This window comes from Gammaproteobacteria bacterium (assembly GCA_019911805.1).
In the GTDB taxonomy this organism is placed as follows: Bacteria; Pseudomonadota; Gammaproteobacteria; order Thiohalobacterales; family Thiohalobacteraceae; genus JAHJQQ01.
In genome coordinates, this window is sequence record JAIOJV010000077.1 from 183,990 (window position 1) to 206,642 (window position 22,653).

The 22,653-nt window shown below is 59.1% G+C and carries 20 protein-coding genes; 10 read left to right on the top strand and 10 right to left on the bottom strand.

The window, feature by feature from the left end:
* Positions 1–142: 142 nt before the first annotated feature.
* The 6 genes from K8I04_10005 to K8I04_10030 all read right to left on the bottom strand — a co-directional run bounded on the left by K8I04_10005 (position 143) and on the right by K8I04_10030 (position 5,952).
* Positions 143–871: a (5-formylfuran-3-yl)methyl phosphate synthase gene (locus K8I04_10005; GenBank protein MBZ0072044.1), complete on the bottom strand. Its 729-nt coding sequence runs from the start codon at positions 869–871 to the stop codon at positions 143–145.
* Positions 868–1,443, bottom strand: a complete 576-nt coding sequence (locus K8I04_10010) for a DUF447 family protein (GenBank protein MBZ0072045.1) — start codon at positions 1,441–1,443, stop codon at positions 868–870. Before K8I04_10010 ends, K8I04_10005 begins: the two co-directional genes overlap by 4 nt.
* A complete protein-coding gene (locus tag K8I04_10015; GenBank protein ID MBZ0072046.1) occupies positions 1,440–2,837 on the bottom strand; it encodes a DUF6513 domain-containing protein in 1,398 nt (465 codons plus the stop codon). Before K8I04_10015 ends, K8I04_10010 begins: the two co-directional genes overlap by 4 nt.
* The gene (locus K8I04_10020; protein ID MBZ0072047.1) at positions 2,813–3,373 is read right to left on the bottom strand and encodes a flavoprotein; all 561 of its coding nucleotides are present in this window, start codon (positions 3,371–3,373) and stop codon (positions 2,813–2,815) included. The genes K8I04_10015 and K8I04_10020 overlap by 25 nt, the downstream gene beginning before the upstream one ends.
* Positions 3,363–3,845 carry a 6-carboxytetrahydropterin synthase gene (locus K8I04_10025; GenBank protein ID MBZ0072048.1) on the bottom strand — a complete coding sequence of 161 codons (483 nt, stop codon included), beginning with the start codon at positions 3,843–3,845 and terminating at the stop codon, positions 3,363–3,365. The genes K8I04_10020 and K8I04_10025 overlap by 11 nt, the downstream gene beginning before the upstream one ends.
* A gap of 145 nt (positions 3,846–3,990) precedes the next feature.
* On the bottom strand, positions 3,991–5,952 hold the full coding sequence (locus tag K8I04_10030; protein ID MBZ0072049.1) for a sigma-54-dependent Fis family transcriptional regulator: 1,962 nt from the start codon (positions 5,950–5,952) through the stop codon (positions 3,991–3,993).
* A 715-nt stretch (positions 5,953–6,667) separates the two neighbouring features.
* Here K8I04_10030 and K8I04_10035 point away from each other — a divergent pair.
* From K8I04_10035 to K8I04_10055, 5 genes are read left to right on the top strand one after another with little or no spacing between them, the layout of a single operon-like run.
* Positions 6,668–7,225 carry a formate dehydrogenase subunit gamma gene (locus K8I04_10035; GenBank protein MBZ0072050.1) on the top strand — a complete coding sequence of 186 codons (558 nt, stop codon included), beginning with the start codon at positions 6,668–6,670 and terminating at the stop codon, positions 7,223–7,225.
* Complete coding sequence (locus tag K8I04_10040; GenBank protein MBZ0072051.1) at positions 7,222–8,778, top strand: NADH-quinone oxidoreductase subunit NuoF; 1,557 nt, start codon at positions 7,222–7,224, stop codon at positions 8,776–8,778. Before K8I04_10035 ends, K8I04_10040 begins: the two co-directional genes overlap by 4 nt.
* A gap of 25 nt (positions 8,779–8,803) precedes the next feature.
* Positions 8,804–11,665 carry a formate dehydrogenase subunit alpha gene (gene fdhF / locus K8I04_10045; protein MBZ0072052.1) on the top strand — a complete coding sequence of 954 codons (2,862 nt, stop codon included), beginning with the start codon at positions 8,804–8,806 and terminating at the stop codon, positions 11,663–11,665.
* 6 nt (positions 11,666–11,671) lie between these two features.
* Positions 11,672–12,535: a formate dehydrogenase accessory sulfurtransferase FdhD gene (fdhD, locus tag K8I04_10050; protein MBZ0072053.1), complete on the top strand. Its 864-nt coding sequence runs from the start codon at positions 11,672–11,674 to the stop codon at positions 12,533–12,535.
* Positions 12,532–12,792 (top strand): formate dehydrogenase subunit delta, encoded by a 261-nt coding sequence (locus K8I04_10055; protein MBZ0072054.1) that lies wholly within the window; start codon positions 12,532–12,534, stop codon positions 12,790–12,792. Before fdhD ends, K8I04_10055 begins: the two co-directional genes overlap by 4 nt.
* Before the next feature lie 39 nt (positions 12,793–12,831).
* Here the strand turns inward: K8I04_10055 and gcvH are convergent, their stop codons facing one another.
* The 4 genes from gcvH to K8I04_10075 all read right to left on the bottom strand — a co-directional run bounded on the left by gcvH (position 12,832) and on the right by K8I04_10075 (position 17,082).
* A complete protein-coding gene (gene gcvH, locus K8I04_10060; protein ID MBZ0072055.1) occupies positions 12,832–13,212 on the bottom strand; it encodes a glycine cleavage system protein GcvH in 381 nt (126 codons plus the stop codon).
* Positions 13,184–14,617 carry a dihydrolipoyl dehydrogenase gene (gene lpdA / locus K8I04_10065; protein ID MBZ0072056.1) on the bottom strand — a complete coding sequence of 478 codons (1,434 nt, stop codon included), beginning with the start codon at positions 14,615–14,617 and terminating at the stop codon, positions 13,184–13,186. The genes gcvH and lpdA overlap by 29 nt, the downstream gene beginning before the upstream one ends.
* A gap of 536 nt (positions 14,618–15,153) precedes the next feature.
* Positions 15,154–16,401 (bottom strand): outer membrane protein transport protein, encoded by a 1,248-nt coding sequence (locus K8I04_10070; protein MBZ0072057.1) that lies wholly within the window; start codon positions 16,399–16,401, stop codon positions 15,154–15,156.
* 102 nt (positions 16,402–16,503) lie between these two features.
* Positions 16,504–17,082: an OsmC family protein gene (locus K8I04_10075; GenBank protein MBZ0072058.1), complete on the bottom strand. Its 579-nt coding sequence runs from the start codon at positions 17,080–17,082 to the stop codon at positions 16,504–16,506.
* Between the two features lie 754 nt (positions 17,083–17,836).
* On the opposite strand from K8I04_10075, the gene cyoE reads away from it, so the two are divergent.
* From cyoE to K8I04_10100, 5 genes are all read left to right on the top strand, one after another.
* The gene (gene cyoE, locus K8I04_10080; GenBank protein ID MBZ0072059.1) at positions 17,837–18,733 is read left to right on the top strand and encodes a heme o synthase; all 897 of its coding nucleotides are present in this window, start codon (positions 17,837–17,839) and stop codon (positions 18,731–18,733) included.
* Positions 18,734–19,481: 748 nt separating this feature from the next.
* Positions 19,482–19,646, top strand: coding sequence for a hypothetical protein (locus K8I04_10085; protein MBZ0072060.1), 165 nt, complete (start codon positions 19,482–19,484; stop codon positions 19,644–19,646).
* A 65-nt stretch (positions 19,647–19,711) separates the two neighbouring features.
* Positions 19,712–21,001: a PAS domain S-box protein gene (locus K8I04_10090; protein ID MBZ0072061.1), complete on the top strand. Its 1,290-nt coding sequence runs from the start codon at positions 19,712–19,714 to the stop codon at positions 20,999–21,001.
* Between the two features lie 24 nt (positions 21,002–21,025).
* Entirely contained in the window at positions 21,026–21,646 is a 621-nt protein-coding gene (locus tag K8I04_10095) for a response regulator (protein MBZ0072062.1), read from the top strand.
* 444 nt (positions 21,647–22,090) lie between these two features.
* Complete coding sequence (locus K8I04_10100) at positions 22,091–22,645, top strand: hypothetical protein (GenBank protein ID MBZ0072063.1); 555 nt, start codon at positions 22,091–22,093, stop codon at positions 22,643–22,645.
* Positions 22,646–22,653: the final 8 nt, after the last annotated feature.

Consider the following 22,653-nt stretch of genomic DNA (forward strand, 5'->3'; position numbering starts at 1 on the left):
AAAAAGCCCCTGAAGCGGTGCTCGCGGCGTTGGATCGCTGCTCAAAATATGGGGCCGGGTAGCGGCAGATCTGCATAAACTCCGCTTTTTCGCCTCGATCCGCCTTGCGATCATCCGCTTGATGGACTTTTTCAGAGGTCCCCTAACAGCAACCCGGCACGGTATCGCGCAGCACAGTATCGACTGGCTGTTCCCGCTGGCTGATGCGGGAACGGGCCGCCGCGATCGCAGCCATCGATAGCGAACCCGTGCGCCGTCGCCCGACACAAAGTGCACCACGAAAACCGAGATAGTCCGCGGCTAAGGGCAGCAGCGTGGGGATATCCTCTATCCTCAGCGAGCCGGCCAATCCCGTGAGCAGACCCAGGCCATGGGCGCGCTGCACGAATGCCTGCAGCGTCTCGATCGACGCGTGCTGTAGCAGCCGTCCCGCGGCCTTGTCGGCGGTATCCAGCATGACACCATGAAATCCGGCCGCGGCCAGATCAGGCAGCCACTCCAGGTCAGGTTGCTGATCCGCGAACAAGACGGCGATCAGTGGCACCCGCTGTGCACAGGTCTGTCCGAGCGTAGTGACGCAGCCCATTTTGGCATGCAGATCGTACAGGCCGATCTTGACGAGATCGACACCGGTTGCTGCCGTGCGCAGCACCGCCGCGGTCAGACGCGCCGGGTTCATCGGCAGGTCCCCAACGGTTGCGCTCACTGACCTGCGGCCGCCGATCAACTGCACAACCTGTCGCTGGATCTCTGCCGGCACGGCGCCGAGGGCCCCGCGTGCCGGGTCCTTCAAGTCGATGATGTCCGCCCCGCCTGCCAAGGCCAGCAGGGCCTCCCGCGTATCGCTGACACTGGCCAGGAGACCGGTCATACCGAGGCCTCACGGGACGACCCCGTGCGGTGGGCCCGAATGGCATTCATCAACCATTCCCAGGCCTCACGTTCATGGGCGCCTGCGGTCTTCTCTACCCCAATGGTGAGATAGGCCACCTCGGCATCGACCTTTTCTGGAGACAGCATGTGCAGTCGGCTGACGAGGATGGCGGCCTCGATCACCGCGGACTGCGCCCGGTTGAATCCGCGGAATGGGCGGTGTATCGCGCTGTGGAGTGTCCTGCAGAGCAGTCGCGGGCGGACCGGATCATCCTCGATGTTCTCCACCGAGACCTCGGTGTGGCTCAGCGCATCGGCAAGCCGGGCCCCGGCTATCTGCGCGGCAGGCAACGTCGGCCATGTGCGACGGCCAGTCAGGCAGCCGGCGAAAACCCGGACATCGTCGGTACAGTTGATCACGGCCGTGCGCTCGCGCAGCAGGTTGTCCAGCGAACGCGATGGCCGGAAGGGTGCAAGCACCAGCTGGCCGTCACGGTCATGCACACCCATCGGTGCGAGGTGGACCCCGCCATCCTCGTTACGGGTAGTGATGATGGTTTCCAGAATCACAGGCCGGTCCCCGTGTCATCGATATCATCCAGGGCTGGGAGGCACCCTTGCCGATCCTCGTTTTCCTGTTCCACTGCGCAGCCCCAGTTGAGTTCCTGGTCCTGGGTGTACCGTTTTCCCAGTTGCCAGGCGATCTGCGCGCGGGCCAACTCCGTTCCCATGTAGAAGGCATGGCTCACGTCGCCAGCGAAGGCGAGCTTGGGATACAGTGTGAAGGGGTCGGTCCCGCTCACGAGACCGTCGCGGTTGTAGACATGGATGCCTTCCTCACTGACCTGGACGCGATAGCTCGGGTCACGGACTGCAGCGGCCGTTTCCTGAATCTCGCCCAGGCTGTAGGGGTAGGGGCGACGTTCGTGCAGCGCCAGCAGGCCGCTGTGGATATTACGGGGGAGGCTGCTGACGGTTCGAGCGTAGTACATCATGCGCCGGGCGATGTCGCCTTCGCGGATCGCCCGGCGCGCGTGCGGGCTCACCTGTGTCGTCAGCACATGGGTGATGCCGAGTTCTGTCGCCATGCCCATGAGTACGGCATTGATACCGGCGGTATCCGCGTCCGTGAGTTCGGTCACATTCCCGATGCCGAGAAGGATGTCCACGTCCGGCCGGCGGGCGCGCAGTTCGTGGTAGCGTAGTATCGAGTCGGTGAATCCAATCAGCAGTGGGTCCAGGATGGGGTCCGCCAGATAGTGCCGGCCCTTGCGGTCCAACTGTTCCATGGCCCGCAACAGGCTGTCCAGGTCGCCCGGTCGGGCCGGGATCAGCACCGGGGTCGATGCCACCTCGTCGGCCACCCAGAGCGTGTCTTCCTGCAGGCTCAGCAGAAACTCCGCGCCAGCCAGGCCGCCCCGCACCAGTTCGCGTGGCTCCATCGAGTCCACGCTGACACGCAGGCCCTGTGCCCGCAGTGCTGTGACGGCATCTTCCAGATGGGGAAAGGCGGTGTCCGGCAGACAGCCCAGATCGATCACGTCCGCACCGTGGCGTCGGAAGGTTTCGGCGCGGTCCAGGATCTCCTCCACGGTCAATTGTGGGGCATCGACGATCTCCGCGAAGATCTTGATATCGTAGTGGTCGAGAACCGGTGGCTGCGACTCCTGGCCGAAGAAATACGGGAGATCCTTCAGCTCCTCCGGTCCGCGCGTGACCGGAATGCCATACTCGGCCTCCAGCACGGTCAGGTCGCCACGACAGCGCCCCGGCACGACGATGCCGGCGAACGTTTCCGCTATGCGCAGGCGTCGTCGGATCATGTCCACGGTCATGAGGCCGGCGACGCTGAGCCCCAGCTGATGCACGACCGGTTGAAACGGCGTCGGCTGCATACTTTCCAAGACCTTGTTCAGATTGGCCTCGGCAAGTCTGCCGGTCAGGAACAGGATACGGTCGGACATGCAACAGGGTTTCCGAGTGCGGCACGCAGTTCGTCGATATCCGCGACGACGTGCGTGAATTCGAAGTCTCGCAGCCGCGCGACATTGTCGAGATCGATCCGGCGCGGATACACCATGACTGTGCCGCGCGGTGCCTCACTCTCCAGGCATGGACTGGTGTCACATGCGAAAACGATGGAAGGTATCCGGCATTTGCCCGCCTGCGCATAGATGTTCGTAACCAGGCTATCGGAAATGCCATAGGCGCACTTGGCGATGGTATTGGAGGTGGCTGGCGCGATCACCAGGGTATGGTAGTGGCCCTCGTAGAACAGACCGACTGGCGGTGCGCTGGCGGTGTTGTCGCGAAATATCCGCACCCGACGGCGCAGGTCAGAGAGCGAATGGCCGTACATGGTCAACACTTCAGCAGCGGCGGCACTGAGGAAGAGATCCGTAGCGGGGTGTTCGAGCGCGAGTTCCAGGCATTCGCGCAGATAGTGGCCGGAACCTGTCAATGCCCAGGCGCGGCGTGGCCTGGAGTTCTCAGCGGTCATCGCGGAGAACCCGGCGTGATATCCCCCACTGTCGGTCGGCTTCCTCTACAGCGATCTCGAGAATCGCGAGATTGGAGATGTCAGTGGTCTCGCGCAGCGTCGCCAGCAGCTGCTCGCCGACATGCCAGGCGAGCATCTCGGCAGTCGTATTGGCGATGGGCAGGACGCAGACGTTGTCTTCGGGGAATACGAAATACTTGTCGTAGCTGCGTACGTGGACGAGGCCGTTCTCACCTGTTTGTTGAACGACGGGGCTCTTGCCGGGCACCAGTACCTTGTCATGCAGTTGGTCACAGACCGCCTGCGCCAGGCGGGTCAAGAGGACGAAGTCGACCACCAGTTCATCGTCGGAATTATTGCCATGCGCATCGATTCTTACATGAAAGTTATGTCCATGAAGATTTTCGCAGCTACCGCCGTAGGTTATGAAATGAGCGGCGCTGAAGCGCAGCCCACCGGGATCTATGCTCACGGAGAAACCCGTCGGTAAAGAAGTCGCCACTACGGTGCTCTCCTGACGATCATCGGCTCCGGGTCATACTGGTCGGCGGCGCTCCTGCGGTTACAGTCCGCACCGCATCCGACGGGCACGGGTGCCCGGGGCGTGTCCCGGGCATTCAGCACGGTGGCGTGATGTCGCAGCGTTTCATCTTGCGATACAGCGTATTGCGGCTGATCTTGAGTCGCTTGGCGACACTCGAAATGTTCCAACGGTGACACTCCAGTTCACGAAGCAGGGCCTCCCGCTCGGCATTGCGCAGCGGATCAGTGGGGGCATCGTTGGAAGTGTGTGTGACTTTCCGGCTGTCGGGTGTGTCCTTTCCGCGCGCCTCCAGGAACAGATCGTCGATCAAGTCATCCAGCGTGATGTAATCGCTGTCGCACAGGACGATCAGGGTACGCAGGACATTGCGGAGTTGACGGATATTTCCAGGCCAGTAGTAACCCGCCAGCCGATCGTATACGGATTCATCTATCTTAATACCATGCCGCTCGCCCGCCTCCACACCGACCAGGTATTTAATGAGGTTGAGCTTGTCGCTGCGTTCCCGCAGAGGGGGGAGTGTGACAGTGACGCCTTGCAGGCGGTAGTAGAGATCCTCACGAAAACTGCCGTCGGCAACCATGCCGGGGAGGTCACGGTGCGTGGCGCTGATGACACGCAGATCCACAGTGATCGGTGTATGTCCACCCAGCGGTACGACCTCCTTCTCCTCCAGTACCCGCAGCAGGCGTGCCTGTAGCGACAGTGGCATGTCGCCGATCTCGTCGAGAAAGAGTGTGCCACCGTCGGCCTGGACGATCTTGCCGGGGCTCCCATGGCGGCTGGCGCCCGTGAAGGCACCGGCCTTGTAACCAAACAATTCGCTCTCAATGAGAGATTCCGGGATAGAGGCACAGTTGATGGCAACGAAGGGCTTTTCCGATCGCATGCTGACGAGATGGATCACTTTGGCAAACAGACCTTTGCCAGTTCCGCTTTCTCCATTGATGAGAATCGGAATATCGCGGTCGAGCACCCGCCGGGCAATACGGATATTCTGCGCCATCCGGGCATCACCGAACTCCAGTGTATCCAGCAGGCCCCCGGCCGGTGCATGCGCCTTGGAATCCACCGGACAGACCTGTTTGTGGGTGCCGGGGGTGGTTCGCCTGGCTTCGGGGACCTGCAGAACGGCGTAGAAACGCTGCGCATTCTTTGCATCATGGATCGGAATGGCGAGGAGCTGGTTACTGGATTGGTCGAGCAGACGGCTGAAGGTGCTATCGAATATCTCGCCTATCTTGTTGGTGTGGATGTCGTCCTGGTCTTTATAGGCCAGCTGGAACAAGGCGCTGCGGTTGGCCGCGAGAATGACGCCATCACTCTGAAAGGCGATCAAGCCCTCACCGAGCGTATTGACGAATTCGGGTCTGCTATGAAAGCGCATGATGAAGTGATTTTTGAACATGCACAAAAAAACCCGGTTCTCGATGATTTTCGCTGACATATTGACCAGCACCAGGGTGTGCTGCTGGGCGCGAATCGATTCGCTCGATGCATCGAGAACAGCGAGAACTTTGCCGCTGGGATCGAAAATGGGCGCGGCCGTACACGTCAGCGCGAGGTTATTGGTGAAGAAATGCTCGCGCTGATGGATAATCACAGGTTGCTGTTCGAAAAGGCAGGTGCCCATCCCATTCGTGCCCTGGGCTTGCTCACTCCATACGGCGCCCTCTATCAGGCCGCGCTTGGCCGCGATCTCATTGAAGCTCGGATCACCTACGTAGTTGAGAACGACGCCATCTGTATCGGTGAGCAGAATTGAATGACCGGAGCCGGCGATCTGTTGGTAGAGATTGCTCATCTCCACCCGTGCGATGGAGAGGAGACTTGCCAGCCGTTCCCGCCGCTGGCTGAGTTCCGGTCCGTCGACAACGACCGGTTCATGGGTAATGGACGGATCGAGGCCATAATCTTGGACGCAGCGCTGCCACGAGTTGAGGATCGAGTGGTCGATCGGGGGGGATGAGTGCTCGCCGGAGACTACCGACAGGACGCGCTCACGATGTCTGGAGAGGGCCTTAGAGATATCCATGAACATCACCTCGGATACGTGTTCCGGTCATAGCATCATTCATGCCGTAACCGTGATGGATCCTGACCAGCATGACCCTGGACCGTGACACCTGTACCAGAAATATCCGGATGGTTTGTCGTCAGGCGGTGTCATAGGCCGATGGGATGTGACGTCACGTGTAGCGCTATCGACGTCATGTGTCGGGTATACCGCTGTAACCAATAAGATGCAACTGTGCCGCATATGGGACAGTCTGGCCCGTAAACTGCTCACCCGCTCAGCGAGCGGCTGCCACACGCACGCACGGTGCCCCGGGCACACCACTAACTGCTTGATGAGTGAAACGTTTACTGCGCACCTTTCCGCAGGCGGCCGGTTTTGATGACTGACCATCTGGGCCCTCGTGGCCGTCTTGCCGGCGGCAGGGCACGGCCAGCCGCGGTTGGATGTCTGCGGACTGGCGGTGTCGGGCCGCGGTGACCCGCGCCCGGACGTGAGTGGTTGTTCGGTGTATCCCAAACATCGGGCTGGCATACATCATGCAAAACTGGTCTGGCGGCGATGCAGATGGCTCATGGATACGTGCCCCGGGGTATCTTCCCGACCGCTCCGCGGTCTCACCTTGTCCATGTGGGTTGGACGGCCGCGCCCATACGGCCGACACTTGCCGACACGGCGTGAGGCTTTATCAATTGCCAGGGTTTAATAACCATCAGCGCCTCGGGCATGCCTGATGTGCCCTGTGTCCACGAACCCGGAGTTCCACTGGCAGCGCCGTGGACAGGCCACCATCAGGCGAGAGGGGTTAGCCGTGAAAGCTCAAACGACAGACGCCGCCGCTGCAATCGACGCGGCCATTGCCGAACACCGGCATGCCCCGGACTCGGTATTACCCATACTGCACGCCATTCAGGATCGTATCGGTTATATACCCGCTTCGGCGGTTCCCACGGTTGCCGCTGCGCTGAACCTGTCGCGAGCGGAAATACACGGTGTGATCAGCTACTACCATCACTTCCGGACGCGGCCGTGTGGGCGGCATCTGATTGAGCTGTGTCGCGCCGAGGCGTGTCAGGCCCAGAATGCAGTCGCCCTTGCCGCCCATGCACAGCAGCGCCTTGGCTGTACATTTCATGAAACCACGACGGATGGACACATCAGCCTCGAGCCGGTTTTCTGTCTCGGTCTTTGTGCCACCGGACCTGCGCTGATGATCGATGGCCGGGTTCACGCCCGTGTGACACCGGAACGCTTCGATGCACTGATCGCCTCACTGGAGGACGAAGGATGAGCTACACGGTGTACGTACCACGGGACTCGGCAGCACTGGCCCTCGGTGCGGATGCGGTGGCCGACGCCATCCTGTCGGAGGCCCAGCGGCGTGCAGTCGATGTCCGGATCGTACGCAACGGCTCGCGGGGGATGTTCTGGCTGGAACCGCTGGTGGAGGTCGAAACGGCACAGGGGCGCATAGCCTACGGTCCGATCGAGCCCGACGCCGTGGCGGCATTGTTCGACGCCTCCTTTCTGGAGGGCGGAGATCACCCGCGCGCCCATGGGCTGACCGCAGACCTCCCGTATCTGAGCCGCCAGGAACGCTTGACCTTCGCCCGTATCGGCATCACCGATCCACTCTCGCTGGAAGACTACGTTGCCCATGAGGGCTATGCAGGCCTGCGCAAGGCCCTGGGCATGGACGGCAGGGAAATCGTGGAGTTGATCACCGCATCCGGCCTGCGCGGTCGTGGCGGTGCAGGTTTCCCCACGGGCATCAAATGGAAGACGGTGCTCGAGGCGGCTGCACCGACACGCTATATCGTCTGCAATGCGGATGAGGGTGATTCCGGGACCTTCTCGGACCGCATGGTCATGGAAGACGACCCGTTCATGCTCATAGAAGGCATGACGATCGCCGGTCTTGCCGTGGGTGCGACGGAAGGCTATGTCTACATCCGTTCCGAATATCCGTACGCTGTCGAGACACTCAAGGCCGCGATCATGGTGGCGCGAGATCGGGGTTATCTCGGCGGGGACATCCTCGGCTCGGGCAAGGCGTTCGATATCGAGGTGCGCAAGGCCGCCGGCTCGTATGTGTGCGGTGAGGAAACCGCGATGCTGGAAAGTCTGGAAGGCCGGCGCGGCATCGTGCGGGCCAAGCCACCCCTGCCGGCGCTCGCCGGTCTGTTCGGCCAGCCTTCCGTGATCAACAATGTGATCTCACTCGCGACGGTGCCACTCATACTGGCGCGCGGCGCGGAGTTTTACCGGGACTTCGGCATGGGGCGCTCGCGCGGCACGCTGCCGCTGCAGCTGGCCGGTAACATCCGCCAGGGCGGCCTGGTCGAAAAGGCATTTGGGGTGACGCTGCGTGAATTGATCGAGACCTTCGGCGGTGGCACGGCCAGCGGGCGCCCCGTGAGGGCCGTGCAGGTGGGTGGACCGCTGGGTGCGTATCTGCCCGCCACCAGTCTCGATGTCGAAGTGGATTACGAGGCCCTGGCGGCTGTCGGCGGTTCGCTGGGCCATGGCGGGATCGTCGTGTTCGATGATACGGTGGACATGGTCAGGCAGGCGCGTTTCGCCATGGAGTTCTGCGCGCTGGAGTCCTGTGGCAAGTGCACGCCGTGCCGGATCGGTTCGGTGCGGGGTGTCGAGGTGATCGACGATATCATCGCCGGACGTGCCGTCGAGCAGCGTATCGAACTGCTGCGCGATCTGTGTGGCACGATGGTGGACGGCTCCTTGTGTGCCATGGGTGGGATGACGCCTTACCCCGTGCTCTCCGCGCTCGACCACTTTGCCGAAGATTTCTCCGTACCGACTGCAGACAAGGCCGTTGGGTGAGGGTACCGCGTAAGGAGATCCTGCCATGTATCAGATCAGCGAAAAAAACTTTGGAACGCCCGCCCGGACAGCCGCAGATGAGGTGACTCTCAGCGTCGATGGGGTGGATGTGACCGTGCCGGCCGGCACCTCCGTCATGCGGGCCGCCGCAGAGGCCGGCAGCATGATACCCAAGCTGTGCGCCACCGACACCTTGGAGCCTTTCGGGTCCTGCCGCTTGTGTCTGGTGGAAATCGAAGGGCAGCGCGGCTTCCCGGCATCCTGCACGACACCCGTGAAAGCGGACATGCAGGTGCGCACGCAGAGTCCCCGGCTGGCGGAGCTGCGCCGTGGGATTATGGAGTTGTATATCTCCGACCATCCATTGGATTGCCTGACCTGCCCTACGAACGGCAACTGTGAGCTGCAGACCATGGCCGGTATCGTCGGCGTGCGGGACATGCGCTATGGCTACTCTGGATGGAATCATTTTCAAGACAAGAAAGACGAGTCCAATCCATATTTTACCTACGACCCGACGAAATGCATTGTATGCAGCCGCTGTGTGCGTGCCTGTGACGACATTCAGGGCACCTATGCCCTGACCATCGCGGACCGCAGTTTCGAATCGCGTGTCGTGGTGAGCCAGAACGAGCCGTTCATGACCTCGGAATGCGTTTCATGTGGCGCCTGCGTGCAGGCGTGCCCCACCGCAGCGCTGGTCGAAAATACCATCATAGAAAACGGGCAGCCGGACCATAGCATCGTCACCACCTGTGCATACTGTGGCGTGGGCTGCGCGTTCATTGCCGAGATGCAGGGCAACAAGCTGGTACGCATGGTGCCCTACAAGGATGGCAAGGCGAATGAAGGCCATTCCTGCGTCAAGGGGCGGTTCGCCTGGAGCTATACGAGTCATAAGGACCGAATCCTCACGCCGATGATCCGCAAAACCATCCAGGACCCATGGCGGGAGGTGTCCTGGACAGAGGCGATCGAGTACGCGGCGTCCGAGTTGCAGCGTATTCAGAAGAAATATGGGCAGGATTCCATCGGCGGAATCGTTTCCTCCCGGTGCACCAACGAAGAGTGTTATCTGGTACAAAAACTGGTGCGCACCGCCTTTGGCAATAACAACGTGGATACCTGCGCACGGGTGTGCCACTCACCGACGGGCTACGGTCTGAAACAGACCTTCGGTGAATCAGCGGGTACCCAGACGTTCGAGTCGGTCGAGAGTGCCGACGTGATCATGGTGATCGGGGCGAACCCGACCGATGCCCACCCCGTGTTCGCATCACGGCTCAAACGCCGTCTGCGGGAGGGCGCCAGCCTCATTGTGGTGGATCCACGTGCTATCGATCTTGTCAGATCGCCGCATGTTCATGCGGACTATCATCTCCAGGTAAGCCCTGGTACCAATGTCGCCTTGATCAGCGCCATGGCACACGTGATCGTGACGGAAGGCCTGGTCGATGAGGCGTTCGTGGCACAGCGCTGTGACCAGGAATCGTTTCAAAGCTGGCGGGAGTTTGCGGCACGTCCACAGAATTCGCCGGAGGCGCTCGCAGACGTTACCGGTGTTGCCCCTGAGGAATTGCGCGCCGCGGCACGTCTGTATGCATCGGCCGGCAACGCGGCGATCTATTATGGATTGGGCGTCACTGAACATGCGCAGGGATCCACCATGGTCATGGGGATCGCAAACCTGGCGATGGCGACCGGCAATATCGGCCGGGACGGTGTAGGCGTGAATCCCCTGCGCGGACAGAACAATGTGCAGGGCTCCTGCGATATGGGTTCGTTCCCGCATGAGCTTCCAGGCTATCGCCATATCTCCGATGATGACACCCGGCGACAATTCGAACAGGCCTGGGGTGTGACGCTGCAAGATGAGCCCGGCCTGCGTATCCCGAACATGTTCGATGCGGCCCTGGGTGGCCACTTCAAGGGGCTTTACTGTCAGGGAGAGGACATCGCCCAGTCGGACCCCAACACACAGCACGTGACCGCTGCGCTGTCGGCGATGGAATGTATCGTGGTACAGGATCTCTTCTTGAATGAGACCGCGAAGTACGCGCACGTATTTCTGCCGGGATCATCCTTTCTGGAGCGTGACGGAACCTTCACCAACGCGGAACGGCGGGTATCCCGCATACGCAAGGTCATGCCGCCAAAGGCAGGCCTGGCCGACTGGGAGGTCACCATGGCCCTGTCCAATGCGCTTGGCTATCCCATGAACTATACGCATCCAGCCGAGATCATGGATGAGATCGCTGCACTGACGCCGACGTTCAATGGTGTAAGTTTCGAGAAGATCGATCGGCTGGGGAGCGTGCAGTGGCCGTGCAATGATGCGGCGCCAGACGGCACGCCTGTCATGCATGTCGATGAGTTCGTGCGCGGTAAAGGCAAGTTCATCATTACGCAGTACGTCCCATCAGACGAGAAGGTGACCCGGAAGTATCCATTGATCCTGACCACAGGTCGTATTCTTACGCAGTACAACGTGGGTGCACAGACGCGCCGGACCGATAACAATCGCTGGCACAATGAAGATCTCCTGGAAATACATCCACACGATGCCGAGGAGCGCGGTATCGTGGATGGGGGCTGGGTCGGCATAGAGTCGCGGGTGGGCCGGACGGTCCTGCGAGCGGACGTCACCGAGAGGGTGCAGCCTGGTGTGGTTTATACTACGTTCCATTTTCCCGAATGTGGCGCCAATGTGATTACCACGGATAATTCAGATTGGGCGACCAACTGCCCGGAATACAAAGTGACCGCGGTGCAGGTAAAGGCCGTAGAGCAGCTGTCTGAGTGGCAGCGTACCCGCGCAGAGTTCAACCGACAGCAGCTGGAACTGCTTCCGGCGGAATCCGAGCCGGCAACCTCTGTGACGAGCTGACTGGCCATGGAATGCGTTGTGGCACACAGGCTGCAGACTCTGGAGATGGATCACAAGACGTTCACTGGTTTTGAAGTGAGCCGCTGGTCCAATGGCCGGAGCCGGCAGGTGGCCGAACAGGTCGCCGAAGAGGAGGCGGTGGCGCTCGAGTACAACGGCACCACGCATGCCGTCATGCTGGCGTCGCCCGCCGACCTGGAGGATTTTGCGATTGGGTTCAGTCTCACTGAGGGCATCGTCACTGACCTCAGTGAACTCTATGATATAGAGATCGAGGCTCGGGAGCATGGTATTTCGGTGCGGCTGCACATCGCGGCAAGGGCCTTTGCAAGCCTGAAGGAGCGGCGTCGTTCGCTCGTCGGCAGGACGGGTTGCGGCCTCTGCGGCGCAGAATCCCTCGAGCAGGTGTACCGTGTACCCGCAGCCGTGACCAGTGTGAGCCGGCACCGACCGAGGTCGTTGCGTAGCGGCTTCGAACAGCTGCGTGCGGGTCAGATTCTGATGCAGAACACCGGCGCGACGCATGCGGCAGGCTGGTTGGATAGCCAGGGTCGGCTGGGCCTGATCCGTGAAGACGTGGGGCGGCACAATGCATTGGATAAATTGATCGGCGCGCTGACGCGCTCCCGCTGCGATTTCAACCAGGGGGGTCTCCTGGTGACCAGCCGTGCGAGCTACGAAATGGTATTGAAGGCAGCCAGTGTCGGGATCGGCTTTTTAGCAGCGATATCGGCGCCAACGGCATTGGCCATCCGTCTTGCAGAAGAGACCAATGTAACCCTGGTGGGCTTTGCGCGGGATGATTGTTTCGTCGTCTATAGCCATCCGGAAAGATTACATGAACGCCTGGTGTATGGAGCCGAACCATGAAGGTCGAAAGTCTCGTGACAATGGCAAACCAGATAGGGGCGTTCTTCGAAACAATGCCCGACCTCGATCAGGCGAGGCATGATACCGCCGACCACCTGCGTCGATCCTGGGACCCGCGTATGCGCCAGTTGCTTTTAGAGCATATCGACAGCAAGGGTGTTGGCGGCAGCGGCCTCACAACATTCGTCTACGAAGCCCTCGTAGCACACCGTGAAAGTTTGAAACCCAGGGGCAGCGTGAAAACCCTCCCCGGGTGACAGGTGCTCGCCAAGCGCGCCGCGCAGACAGGGGTGCCTTCAGCGTATGAATGCGCTGTAGTCCCCGCTGTTCATGAGAATGGTCAGCTGGGTGTCGTCGTCGACTCTGACAAGCAGCATCCAGCCATCGTTGTAAGGGGTCTCGTTCACCAGCGTCGGAGTAGTGCGAAGATTATCGTTAATCTCCACCACGGTGCCACTGAGAGGTGACATGAGTTCGTTCACCACCTTGATCGACTCGATCGCGCCGAACGATTCGTTCTGTACGATCGTCGCGCCAGGGTCCGGTAACTCGACGTAGGCAATTTCCCCAAGGCTGGACTGGGCGTGGTGGGAGACTCCGATGCGATAGAGGCCCTCCTGTTCGCACCTGCACCACAAGTGCCCTGTGTTATACAGCAAGTCTTCCGGGATTGTCATGAGCGATGTCCTGTGATGCCAGTGCTTGAAATGGTTTGTGGGTAGCGGCTCCGAAGACGGCTTCGGCTGCCTCCAGTATAGCCTCGGAGAGGGTAGGGTGGGCGTGTACGGTCGAACAGATTTCGTCGACTGTACCGCCACGATTCAGGACGATGACGGCCTCATGGATCATTTCGGCTGAATGCGCACCCATCATGTGAACACCCAGCAGTTGTCGGTTGGCCGCATTACCCACTACCTTCACCGTGCCCACGAGTTCTCCCATGGCGTGTGCCTTGCCAAGGGCACGGAAGTCGAATGTGCCACACAGGACATTCAGCCCACGGTCGCGGGCAGTCTGTTCGGTGATGCCAACACTCGCCACCTCCGGATGAGTGAATGTGACGCGTGGGATATTATCCGTCAAGAGGCCGTGCGGTTTCTTGCCCAGCATGTGATCTACTGCCACGCCTGCTTGTGCATACGCCATATGAGCCAGCATCAACTGAGCGGTAACGTCACCGGCGGCGTAGATGGCTGAAGCCGATGTCTGCATGACACCATCAACCTCGATCTCGCCACGCCCCCCGGTACGGATTCCTGCCGCTTCCAGCTGGAGTCCTTCCGTATGCGGTCGTCGCCCGATGGCTACGAGCACGCGCTCGGCAGCGGCGAGCTGGCTTCCATTCTGGTGACAGACTACTGAATCGGCCTGCAGCTCCACGTGGTCGACCATCGCGGAAGGCACGAAACGGATTCGCCGCTTGCGCATCTCTCTGGCCATCAGCATGGATATATCGCGATCTTCTCCAGGAAGCGGCCTGTCCGTTGCCTCGATGACGGTGACATCCACTCCGAGCATCTGGAAGATGAAGGCGAACTCACAGGCAATGACGCCGCCTCCGACGATCACCAGCGACTTCGGCAGATGGTCCCATTTCAGGACATCGTCACTGACCGCGACACGCTCGCCGTCGAAGGGAAACAGCGATGGCTGCAACGGCGCAGACCCTGTACAGATCAGGAAGTAGTCCGCGTGGAGCCGGGTGGAGTCGGTCAGTTCCACCGTGTGTCGGTCGACGAAGCGCGCGTAGCCGGGGATCTGTGTTACACCCCTCTGCGTCAGCAGACCGGTGATGCCACCGGTCATCGTGGCAACCACCTTGGCCATGCGTCGCTGCTGGCTGGGCCAATCAGGGGTGGCAGTTCCGTTCACGTGGATACCATATTGATCGGCACGCTGGATTTTATCCAACACGTCGCAACTCGAGACGAGCGTTTTGGTGGGAACGCAACCGCGTTGGAGGCATGTGCCGCCGGTGTCATGGGTGCCGATCAAAGTAACATCCAAGCCGCCAGCGCTGGCCTTCAGGGCGGCGACGTAGCCAGCCGGTCCTGCGCCCAGGATTACGAGTCGTTTTGCCATGCGGATCGCCTCAGGGCCGTAAATGGTTCACTGGAATGTTTCACTAGGGGGGAAGGCAAATTTCGTACCAGTGCGGAAGGAGATGATCGCACGTGCGATTGGGCCGATCTGGCCGTGACAGTCGTGCCACATGGCATGTCGGGGTGTGTCGTAAACGACGCAGTGTGTCCAAGCGGCAATGCGAACGGTTTGGTATTGGATCAGGTGACGCAATCGAGTGTCTCGCAAATGAAATCGCACCAATCCAGATATTCCGGCTTGAGCAGACGCGGAGGTGGTGGCTTACGGGCCGGCGACAGCCACAAAAAAATACATTGGCCACGGAAGCACACGGAAAAACACGGATGAGATCATCTGCTTCAACAGCCTGCGGCATTCGCCAGGTACAGAGGCAGAGCTTGGCAACGCGGTTTTACTTCCGTGTACTTCCGTGGCTGAAATGAATTGCTTCAGGATAAAAGCCATGAGACGGCAGTAACAAAAAACCGGTAACAGCCTCCTGTTACCGGTTTCAGTGGGTAATGCCTCGGGATGGCTTACAGGAACTTCCAGGTAAGCGCAAATCCAACCTGCCAGGCCTTGGTCTCCGCATGGGTATGGCCGCCACCCGGCAGTGAACCCGTACCGTAATCGCGGTCTTCCTTGAATTCGTAACCGCCGGCGAGGTCCAGCGTGAGCCCAGGCATCAGGACGTCGTCGATACCCACGCCGGCGGTCAGCCGGTGTTCGTAGAGTACCGCCGCCTGTGTGGCCTGCAGGTATTGTACGACCGGATCGGACAGGGGTATCACGCCGTACGCGCTGTTGATCTGGGTCAGGGGGCCGAGGGGGGCATGGGCATCCGCGCGTGTGGGTTCTTTCGCATAGCCATAGCCGATACGGTATTTCACCTTGCCTCGGGTCAGCTGGGCACCGACAGAGTACACGGTCTGGTCGTCATAGAGATCACCCCAGAAATCCGCATCACGCCAGTACTTGTGGATTATGTCCGCCATGAGCAGCAGGTCACCGCCCAGCAGGCTGCTATTGGCGATCCCGATGCCGATATTGGCCGGCTGTTCGATGGCCACGTTTGCATAGATCCCCGGGGCCGTCTCGACCATATTGTCGTAATCATGCTTCAGTGCCGTCTGATAGAAGCCACCGATGGTGGTGTCGCCGACCGCATAGGTTGCGCCCAGGGTCCCACGAATACCGAGATCGTGGGTCATGGCGCTGGAGGATGAAAGCCCGATGTCGAGTTCGGAAAAGCTTATCGTCGCGGCGCCGCCGACGGACAGATTGTCCGTCACCGCATAGCCGAGGCCGGCATTGATACCCAGGGTTACAGACTCGCCGCCGGCACCGAGGCTCCCGGCCGTACCGCGAAACTCGGAGCCCAGTCCGGAGAGCGCCGTTATGCCCAGGCCCAGGGTGGCAGGCATACCGAGGCCGCTCAGATCCTGGGTTACCGCAATCTCCGGTACCGGGAAGATATCGGTGCCGGATGTCCCGTTGAACGCGGTGCCGGTGACGCTGCCGTCGTGGGTCAGCTTTACCGTCGGTTTGAAGAAGGTCCCGCCGAAGGTGAACTGCGTTCCCTTGAACTGGGTCAAGGTAGCCGGGTTTCCAAATACGGCGGATACCGTGTCCTGGGGCTTGGCAATGCTTGTCCCGGCAAGGGCGCCGGAGGCGGGCGCAAGGGTATTGTGTGCATCGAACCCATGTGGTCCGGCCTGTGCTGCGGGTGACAAGACGGCGGCACTGACGCAGGCCGCCAACAGCTTCAGTCGGGTGGATTTCATCAAATTCTCCTTCGAGATCGTTTCTATCTTATGGGATGCTTGTTCATATCCTGGCCATGCCCGCAGACAGAGCATGTTATCGATAGCACACAAGCCCTGTAGCTAGCTGGCGGTGGACGGCGCAGTGGCCTTGTTGCCAGACTCACCAGTAGCCGCTGTCGTGTGCACCGGATTGCCATTCAAGAAGGACTTTCCAGTGACTGCCACGGGGCGGACGATGGTGTCCATGACGGGGCAATGAGACTCGACTGCATCGATCAGATTCTTGATGGATTGCGGATCGGCGGAACTGGTGATGCGCGTCTCATAGCGGATCTTGTCGTATCCAGGAAAGACGTCCGCCATACCAAACAGACCGCGCGCATCGAGATAGCCACGAACGTCCACTTCAACGCTTTCGAGTTCGATGCCCATCACGGCGGCGTACGCTGAATACATGACTTCCTGGCAGGTCCCCAGCGCACAGAGGACGAGTTCCACAGGATTCATGGCGCTGTCTTTTCCGCCGAGTTCCGGTGGCTCATCGGTTGCGATCGGCATGAAGTTGCGCACCTTCGCACTGCAACTAACACCATTCTCCAGCTTGGTCTTGGCGCTGAATACGAGTTTTGCACCGTCAGGATTTGCGGTGAATGATTCCATGGTCGCGCTGAGCGTTGCCTTGAGTTGGGATTGGGGCATGGGTGTTCTCCCTATCGATGTCGGTGGTGGCTGTGTCTTGGGGGGAGGGCATGGGCGTGCGCCCTCGACTGTCGCGTCCTCGAAGTTTCACGCTGTCGTTCGGGGCGACAGAAGGAATGGGGCATGTTCTATGCCAATTTATGTGGGTATAAAGAGAAGATATTCAAACGGGTGCCGGCAGGTGTACCTATATGCCCCATAACACCTTGTTAATAAAAAGGTTATTTAGGCTGGTTCCGGGAGAATCGCGGCTGGCAGTGCGGGCGTTTCGACGGATGCTTTGGCCAGATGTGGGGTTGCAGTACGGCGGGCTGGGAAGCTCGTGATGTGACGAAAGAGATCAATAATGTGTTGGTTGCGATACGCTGTGCGACAGTTCTGTTACAGCGCGCACGGTAGCGCGGGGTGGCGGTCGCTGCAGAAATGGGGACAAAAAAAACCGCCAAGCAGGTTGGCGGTAAAAGGGAGGAGACTTGTTTGACTGCCGGATGGATTGATGACGACAGAACTCTGCAATATCGTCAGCGGAGACTCCTGAGAGGCATGCAGCCAAGCAATGGAGTGCCTGCAAGCAGAATATGTGCCAAGGCTTTGCGACAGCTTGCCGGTATAGGGGCGACAGACCTGAGATGGAAAAAGTACTCACAATTGCGCCCCGGGGATATTTACCTAATGGCCCCATCGTATTTACTTATTGAATAAGTGCCCGGGCTGAATAGACTGAAGTCTCCGGACTTTCGAGGTCGAAGCCCACATGGATAAAGCGGCTCTAGCCGGGGGGCGCCCCGGCATCATCCTGAAGAGTTACCTTCGTCTCGCCAAGCCGCGTGTCGTTCTGCTGATCGTATTCTGTGCAGTGATTGGCATGCTGGTTTCCACCGAGGGGATGGTGCCCCTTCCACTGCTGCTCGCAGCCACCCTGGGCATCGCCTTGGTTGCGGGTTCCGCCGCGACGTTGAACTGTCTCATCGAAAGGCAGATCGATACACTCATGGCAAGAACCCGCGGCCGTCCATTACCACGCGGCGATGTGTGTTCATCCGAGGCGCTGATCTTTTTGAGCGTAACCTCGGTAGCGGGGCTTGGGACCCTGTACTATCTCGTCAATCCGCTGACCATGTGGCTGACAGCGGGTACATTTGTGGGCTATGCAATCATCTATACGGTGATCTTGAAGCCGCTCACCCCGCAGAATATCGTTATCGGAGGGGCGTCCGGTGCGATGCCACCGGTACTCGGCTGGGCAGCCGTCACAGGTGATGTGCCGTATCAGGCGTGGATACTGTTTCTGATTATCTTTCTTTGGACGCCGCCGCATTTCTGGTCGCTGGCCCTCTATCGGGTCAAAGATTACTCGCGTGCAGGTTTTCCCATGCTGCCGGTAGTACGGGGATTCTCGTACACGCTGAACTATATTCTGGCCTACACCGTAGTGCTTGGATTTGTCTCTATCCTGCCTTTCGTTACCGGCATGAGTGGCTGGTTGTACTTGGCAGCCGCGGCAACCCTGAGCAGCATATACACGGTTAAGGCATGGAACCTCAGACGTAACTACAGCGATGCCGCAGCCCGTGGCGCCTTCCGCTACTCTATTTCCTACCTGTCACTCTTGTTCACAGCATTGCTGGTGGATCATTACGTGCCTTATTAGAAACGGCTAATGCAGCCGTGCCCGACAATGCGCTGGAATGATCGTATTGAAACATCGTGAGGCATTGCCCGCGCGCGACGTCCACCAGGGCCGCGTTCCAGGCAATCCATCCCACGAGTGAGTTTCGGCGGGCAACGCTTCCGATCGGCGGCCACGTAAGGTCTTGCTCACTGTCTCTCGATCACGGCCGGCCGTGCATGGCGTTCGGCTCGAAGCCGCGGGCCACGATCGGGATCGAGGCTGGGCAGCACGCTTTATAGAGCTCAATAGAAATAGATAGTTACACGAGTTCCGTGTGTGGCTTGTTTGCAGGAGACCGGGACGTGTATCGCGCCCTGTCAGCGCAGCATGCATGGCTCAGGCGTGGACCCCCTTCTGTCAGGAGAGATGTCGGCAGGGGCCGCTTTGGCCGTTCGGCTATCCCTCACCGGGAAAGCACCTGCAGCACGCGGGGGGCCAGCGAACCGCATGCCCGTGACATCCCATTATCAAAGATTCCTCATTCGGAGTAGTCTTGTGATGGACCAGGTTCCAATCATGGCATGCAGCGTGCATTGGCAGATCGTTGCATACCCGGGTCTGTAGATCTGTATGACCAATGTGGGCCAGACAACCGGGTCTTTGATCGTGTTCATATCATAGTGATAACCCGGATGGGCAGTCACGGAAAACAGACATAGTGAAGGTGGTGGGGCACCTGCTGAAAATATGTTGCCCTGGTGCGGAAACCAGCAATCAGGAAATGACTATGACACATGACATATCTCTGTTCAGTATCCTCGTACTGGGTTGGATCGTGACCATGCTCGTTGTTGTGTTTTTCGTGCTACTGAGCAAGTACCGTGAGCTGGAGCAATCGATGCGGGCCAGCGAGATCACGCAGCGGGAAACAACCAAACGGCTGCAAGAGTGAAGGTGGCGGGGTACATACTGAAAATGTGATGCCCTGGTGCGGGAACCAGCAATCAGGAAATGATCATGACACATGAAATATTCCTGCTGAGCATAGTCGTATTGGGTTGGGTCGTGACCATGGTAGTTGTTGCGTTTATGGTGCTACTGCTCAAGCATCGCGAACTGCAGCAATCGATACAGGCCGATGAGATCACGCAGCGGAAAATAACCAAACGGCTCCAAGAAAGTGAGATGCGCCTGAAGGCGATCATCGAATCAGAGCCAGAGTGTGTAAAACTGCAGGCCCGCGATGGCACCGTCCTAGAGATCAATCCAGCCGGGCTCCGTCTGCTCGATGCAGGCTCTCCCGGAGAGATCGTTGGCAAGCCGATTTATACCGTCGTAGCGCCCGATTTTGTCGCTTGCTACAAGGAGAATCTACAGCGGGTCTTCGCTGGTGAATCGCTTGTCTACGAGTTCAAGTCGATCACACTCAAGGGAAGGGTCCGCTGGATGGAGACGCACGCGGTACCTCTGCGCCATGAAGGAGGCGATGTGTATGCCCTGCTGGGTATCACACGCGATATAACGGAACATAAATGGGCGATGGATCAGGCACGCCAACATCAGTTGGAACTGGCGCGCGTCGCAAGACTGTCCACTATGGGTGAAATGGCGACCGGCCTGGCGCATGAACTCAATCAACCGCTGGCGGCGATTGCCAATTTCACCCGCGGTTGTATCCGCCGGCTGCGTTCTGGCGAGATGACGCCGGCAGAATTGATCGAGCCGCTGGAAGAGGTGTGTGAGCAGGCGGAGCGTGCTGGGGAGATTATGCGGCATGTACGCGATTTCGTGAGAAAGAGTGAGCCGCGGATCGTCCCCGCCAATATCAACCAGATCATCCGCAGTGTGGACAAGTTCATCGAGCTGGAAACACGCCAGGAAGGCGTGCAGGTGACCCTCATATTATCGGATGACCTACCGCAGGTCAAAGCCGATGCCATCATGATAGAACAGGTAGTCTGCAATCTGGTGCGTAATGCAGTGGAGGCGATGGTAGAGTCAAAATCATCGCTACGTCATATTACCATTACCACAAAGCAGGGTGAGTCAGACTATGTTCTGGTGGAAGTGAGCGATACGGGGCCAGGGATCAACCGCTTGGTAGCAGGCAGGATATTCGACCAGTTCTTCACGACAAAGAGTGAGGGCGTGGGCATGGGGTTGTCCATCAGTCGTTCGATCATGGAATCTCATGGAGGAAAATTACAGGTGCTGCCCCAATCCGAGGGTGGAGCGACCTTCACCTTCTCTTTGCGGACACATGCGGTTGAGTATATCGGTGCGGAACGACGTGCATCTTATCATTGAGGGCACATGTGCATGAGTACGTCGGTGATGAGCGAGCCTACGGTATTTATTATTGACGATGACCCTGCAGTGGCACGCAGTTTGCGGTGGTTGATCGAGGCAGTAAAACTTAAAGTGGAGCTGTTTACTTCCGCACAGACCTTTCTCGACACATACGAAGAGACGACACCGGGTTGCATGCTGCTGGATGTGCGTATTCCAGGCTTGAGCGGTTTGGAGCTGCAAGAGCAGTTGGCGAAACGTTATGCCTATCATGTGCCGATCATTTTCGTTACCGGACACGGCGATGTGAAAATGGCGGTACGGGCAATCCAGGTCGGCGCCTTCGACTTCGTGGAAAAACCATTCCGCGATCAGGAGCTGCTCGACAAAATACAGAGAGCGATCATCTTTGACGCCGAGCAACGTGGGAAGGTTGCGAAGCAGGTGGAAATCACGGAGCTGATCTCGACATTGAGCCCGCGCGAACGCGAGGTGTTCGATCTGGTGGCAGAGGGAATGTCGAACAAGGCCATCGCCTACACACTGGAGCTGAGTTCAAAAACGGTCGAGGCTCATCGTGCCAAAGTCATGGAGAAACTCCACGCGAAGTCGCTGGCCGATCTGGTGAAGTTATCGATGCAGCTGCGGGTGAACACACCGTAGGTGGCGCAGCCGGTCGACGGATTACCGACTCAATATCATTGCCGGTCTCCACCGTGGAGTGCCGGGTATCAAGACCGATCTTTCGCGGGATTGGGCGCATGCTCATAGTCGGGGACAGGGTCACACCTGGAACCCGAAGCCGGCCTTGAACGTCTCGACCCTGCCGCCGCCATCAGTTAAAAAAGGGGGGGCAAATTGATTCTTATAAACACAGCTTATAGGGATTCGAGGTATTGACCCATCCCGGGTGTGCTGTGCAGCAGATCTCTGGGGGAAATCCTCCTCCGAACTAGGTGGATGTCCTAATTGTCCCGGATGCCTTACCACCTTATGGTCGAAGCACCATAGTAAGGTAGGGATGAGCCAGCAAGCGGCGAGCACAAGCTCACGCTCTGCGTAGGTTAGAGATTTGTACGTGGGACCCATATTGAGGAGGTGATCGCTATGCTGGACTGGCTGTTTTCATCATGGGGTGCGTTCTGGATGGTGCTGTTCATGATTGGCCCGTTCGCACTGATGTTCGTGTACATCGTTGGCAGGAAGGGGCCCCGGACAAGCAAAGTATCCCGGGGTACTCTGTCGCGCTACGAGGGGGTGTGGCTGACAGTGGTCTTCGTGGTCTTCGTCGGAGTGAATCTCGCCAGTCTCAAGTTCATGCCTACCATTGCCACAGCGCATGCAGCCACCACGGGCGAACCGGTTCAGGAAATCAATGTGAGCGCCCAATCCTGGGCCTATGACATTTCCGATCGCAAGATCATCGCCGGCTTTCCGGTCCGTTTTTCCGGCAAGAGTACTGATACCCAGCACGGTTTCGCCGTATACCACCCGGATGGGCGCATGCTGTTCACCATGATCCTCATGCCGGGTCTGACCAACCCGACGCAGGTGGTGCATACGTTCACAGATCCGGGGACCTACAAGGTGCGGTGTCTCGAATATTGTGGCATCGCCCATCATGCGATGCTGGATGAATTGACTGTTGTCGCGAGCAACTAAGCGCATCT

Bases quoted from the DNA above. Each gene is read 5' to 3' on its own strand.
- K8I04_10100 (MBZ0072063.1), top strand. From the start codon at position 22,091: ATGCTGGACTGGCTGTTTTCATCATGGGGTGCGTTCTGGATGGTGCTG.
- K8I04_10090 (MBZ0072061.1), top strand. From the start codon at position 19,712: ATGACACATGAAATATTCCTGCTGAGCATAGTCGTATTGGGTTGGGTC.
- K8I04_10035 (MBZ0072050.1), top strand. From the start codon at position 6,668: ATGTGCCCTGTGTCCACGAACCCGGAGTTCCACTGGCAGCGCCGTGGA.
- K8I04_10015 (MBZ0072046.1), bottom strand. From the start codon at position 2,837: ATGTCCGACCGTATCCTGTTCCTGACCGGCAGACTTGCCGAGGCCAAT.
- K8I04_10075 (MBZ0072058.1), bottom strand. From the start codon at position 17,082: ATGCCCCAATCCCAACTCAAGGCAACGCTCAGCGCGACCATGGAATCA.
- K8I04_10040 (MBZ0072051.1), top strand. From the start codon at position 7,222: ATGAGCTACACGGTGTACGTACCACGGGACTCGGCAGCACTGGCCCTC.
- lpdA (MBZ0072056.1), bottom strand. From the start codon at position 14,617: ATGGCAAAACGACTCGTAATCCTGGGCGCAGGACCGGCTGGCTACGTC.
- K8I04_10020 (MBZ0072047.1), bottom strand. From the start codon at position 3,373: ATGACCGCTGAGAACTCCAGGCCACGCCGCGCCTGGGCATTGACAGGT.
- K8I04_10030 (MBZ0072049.1), bottom strand. From the start codon at position 5,952: ATGGATATCTCTAAGGCCCTCTCCAGACATCGTGAGCGCGTCCTGTCG.
- K8I04_10085 (MBZ0072060.1), top strand. From the start codon at position 19,482: ATGACACATGACATATCTCTGTTCAGTATCCTCGTACTGGGTTGGATC.
- K8I04_10055 (MBZ0072054.1), top strand. From the start codon at position 12,532: ATGAAGGTCGAAAGTCTCGTGACAATGGCAAACCAGATAGGGGCGTTC.
- cyoE (MBZ0072059.1), top strand. From the start codon at position 17,837: ATGGATAAAGCGGCTCTAGCCGGGGGGCGCCCCGGCATCATCCTGAAG.
- K8I04_10005 (MBZ0072044.1), bottom strand. From the start codon at position 871: ATGACCGGTCTCCTGGCCAGTGTCAGCGATACGCGGGAGGCCCTGCTG.
- fdhD (MBZ0072053.1), top strand. From the start codon at position 11,672: ATGGAATGCGTTGTGGCACACAGGCTGCAGACTCTGGAGATGGATCAC.
- K8I04_10070 (MBZ0072057.1), bottom strand. From the start codon at position 16,401: ATGAAATCCACCCGACTGAAGCTGTTGGCGGCCTGCGTCAGTGCCGCC.
- gcvH (MBZ0072055.1), bottom strand. From the start codon at position 13,212: ATGACAATCCCGGAAGACTTGCTGTATAACACAGGGCACTTGTGGTGC.
- fdhF (MBZ0072052.1), top strand. From the start codon at position 8,804: ATGTATCAGATCAGCGAAAAAAACTTTGGAACGCCCGCCCGGACAGCC.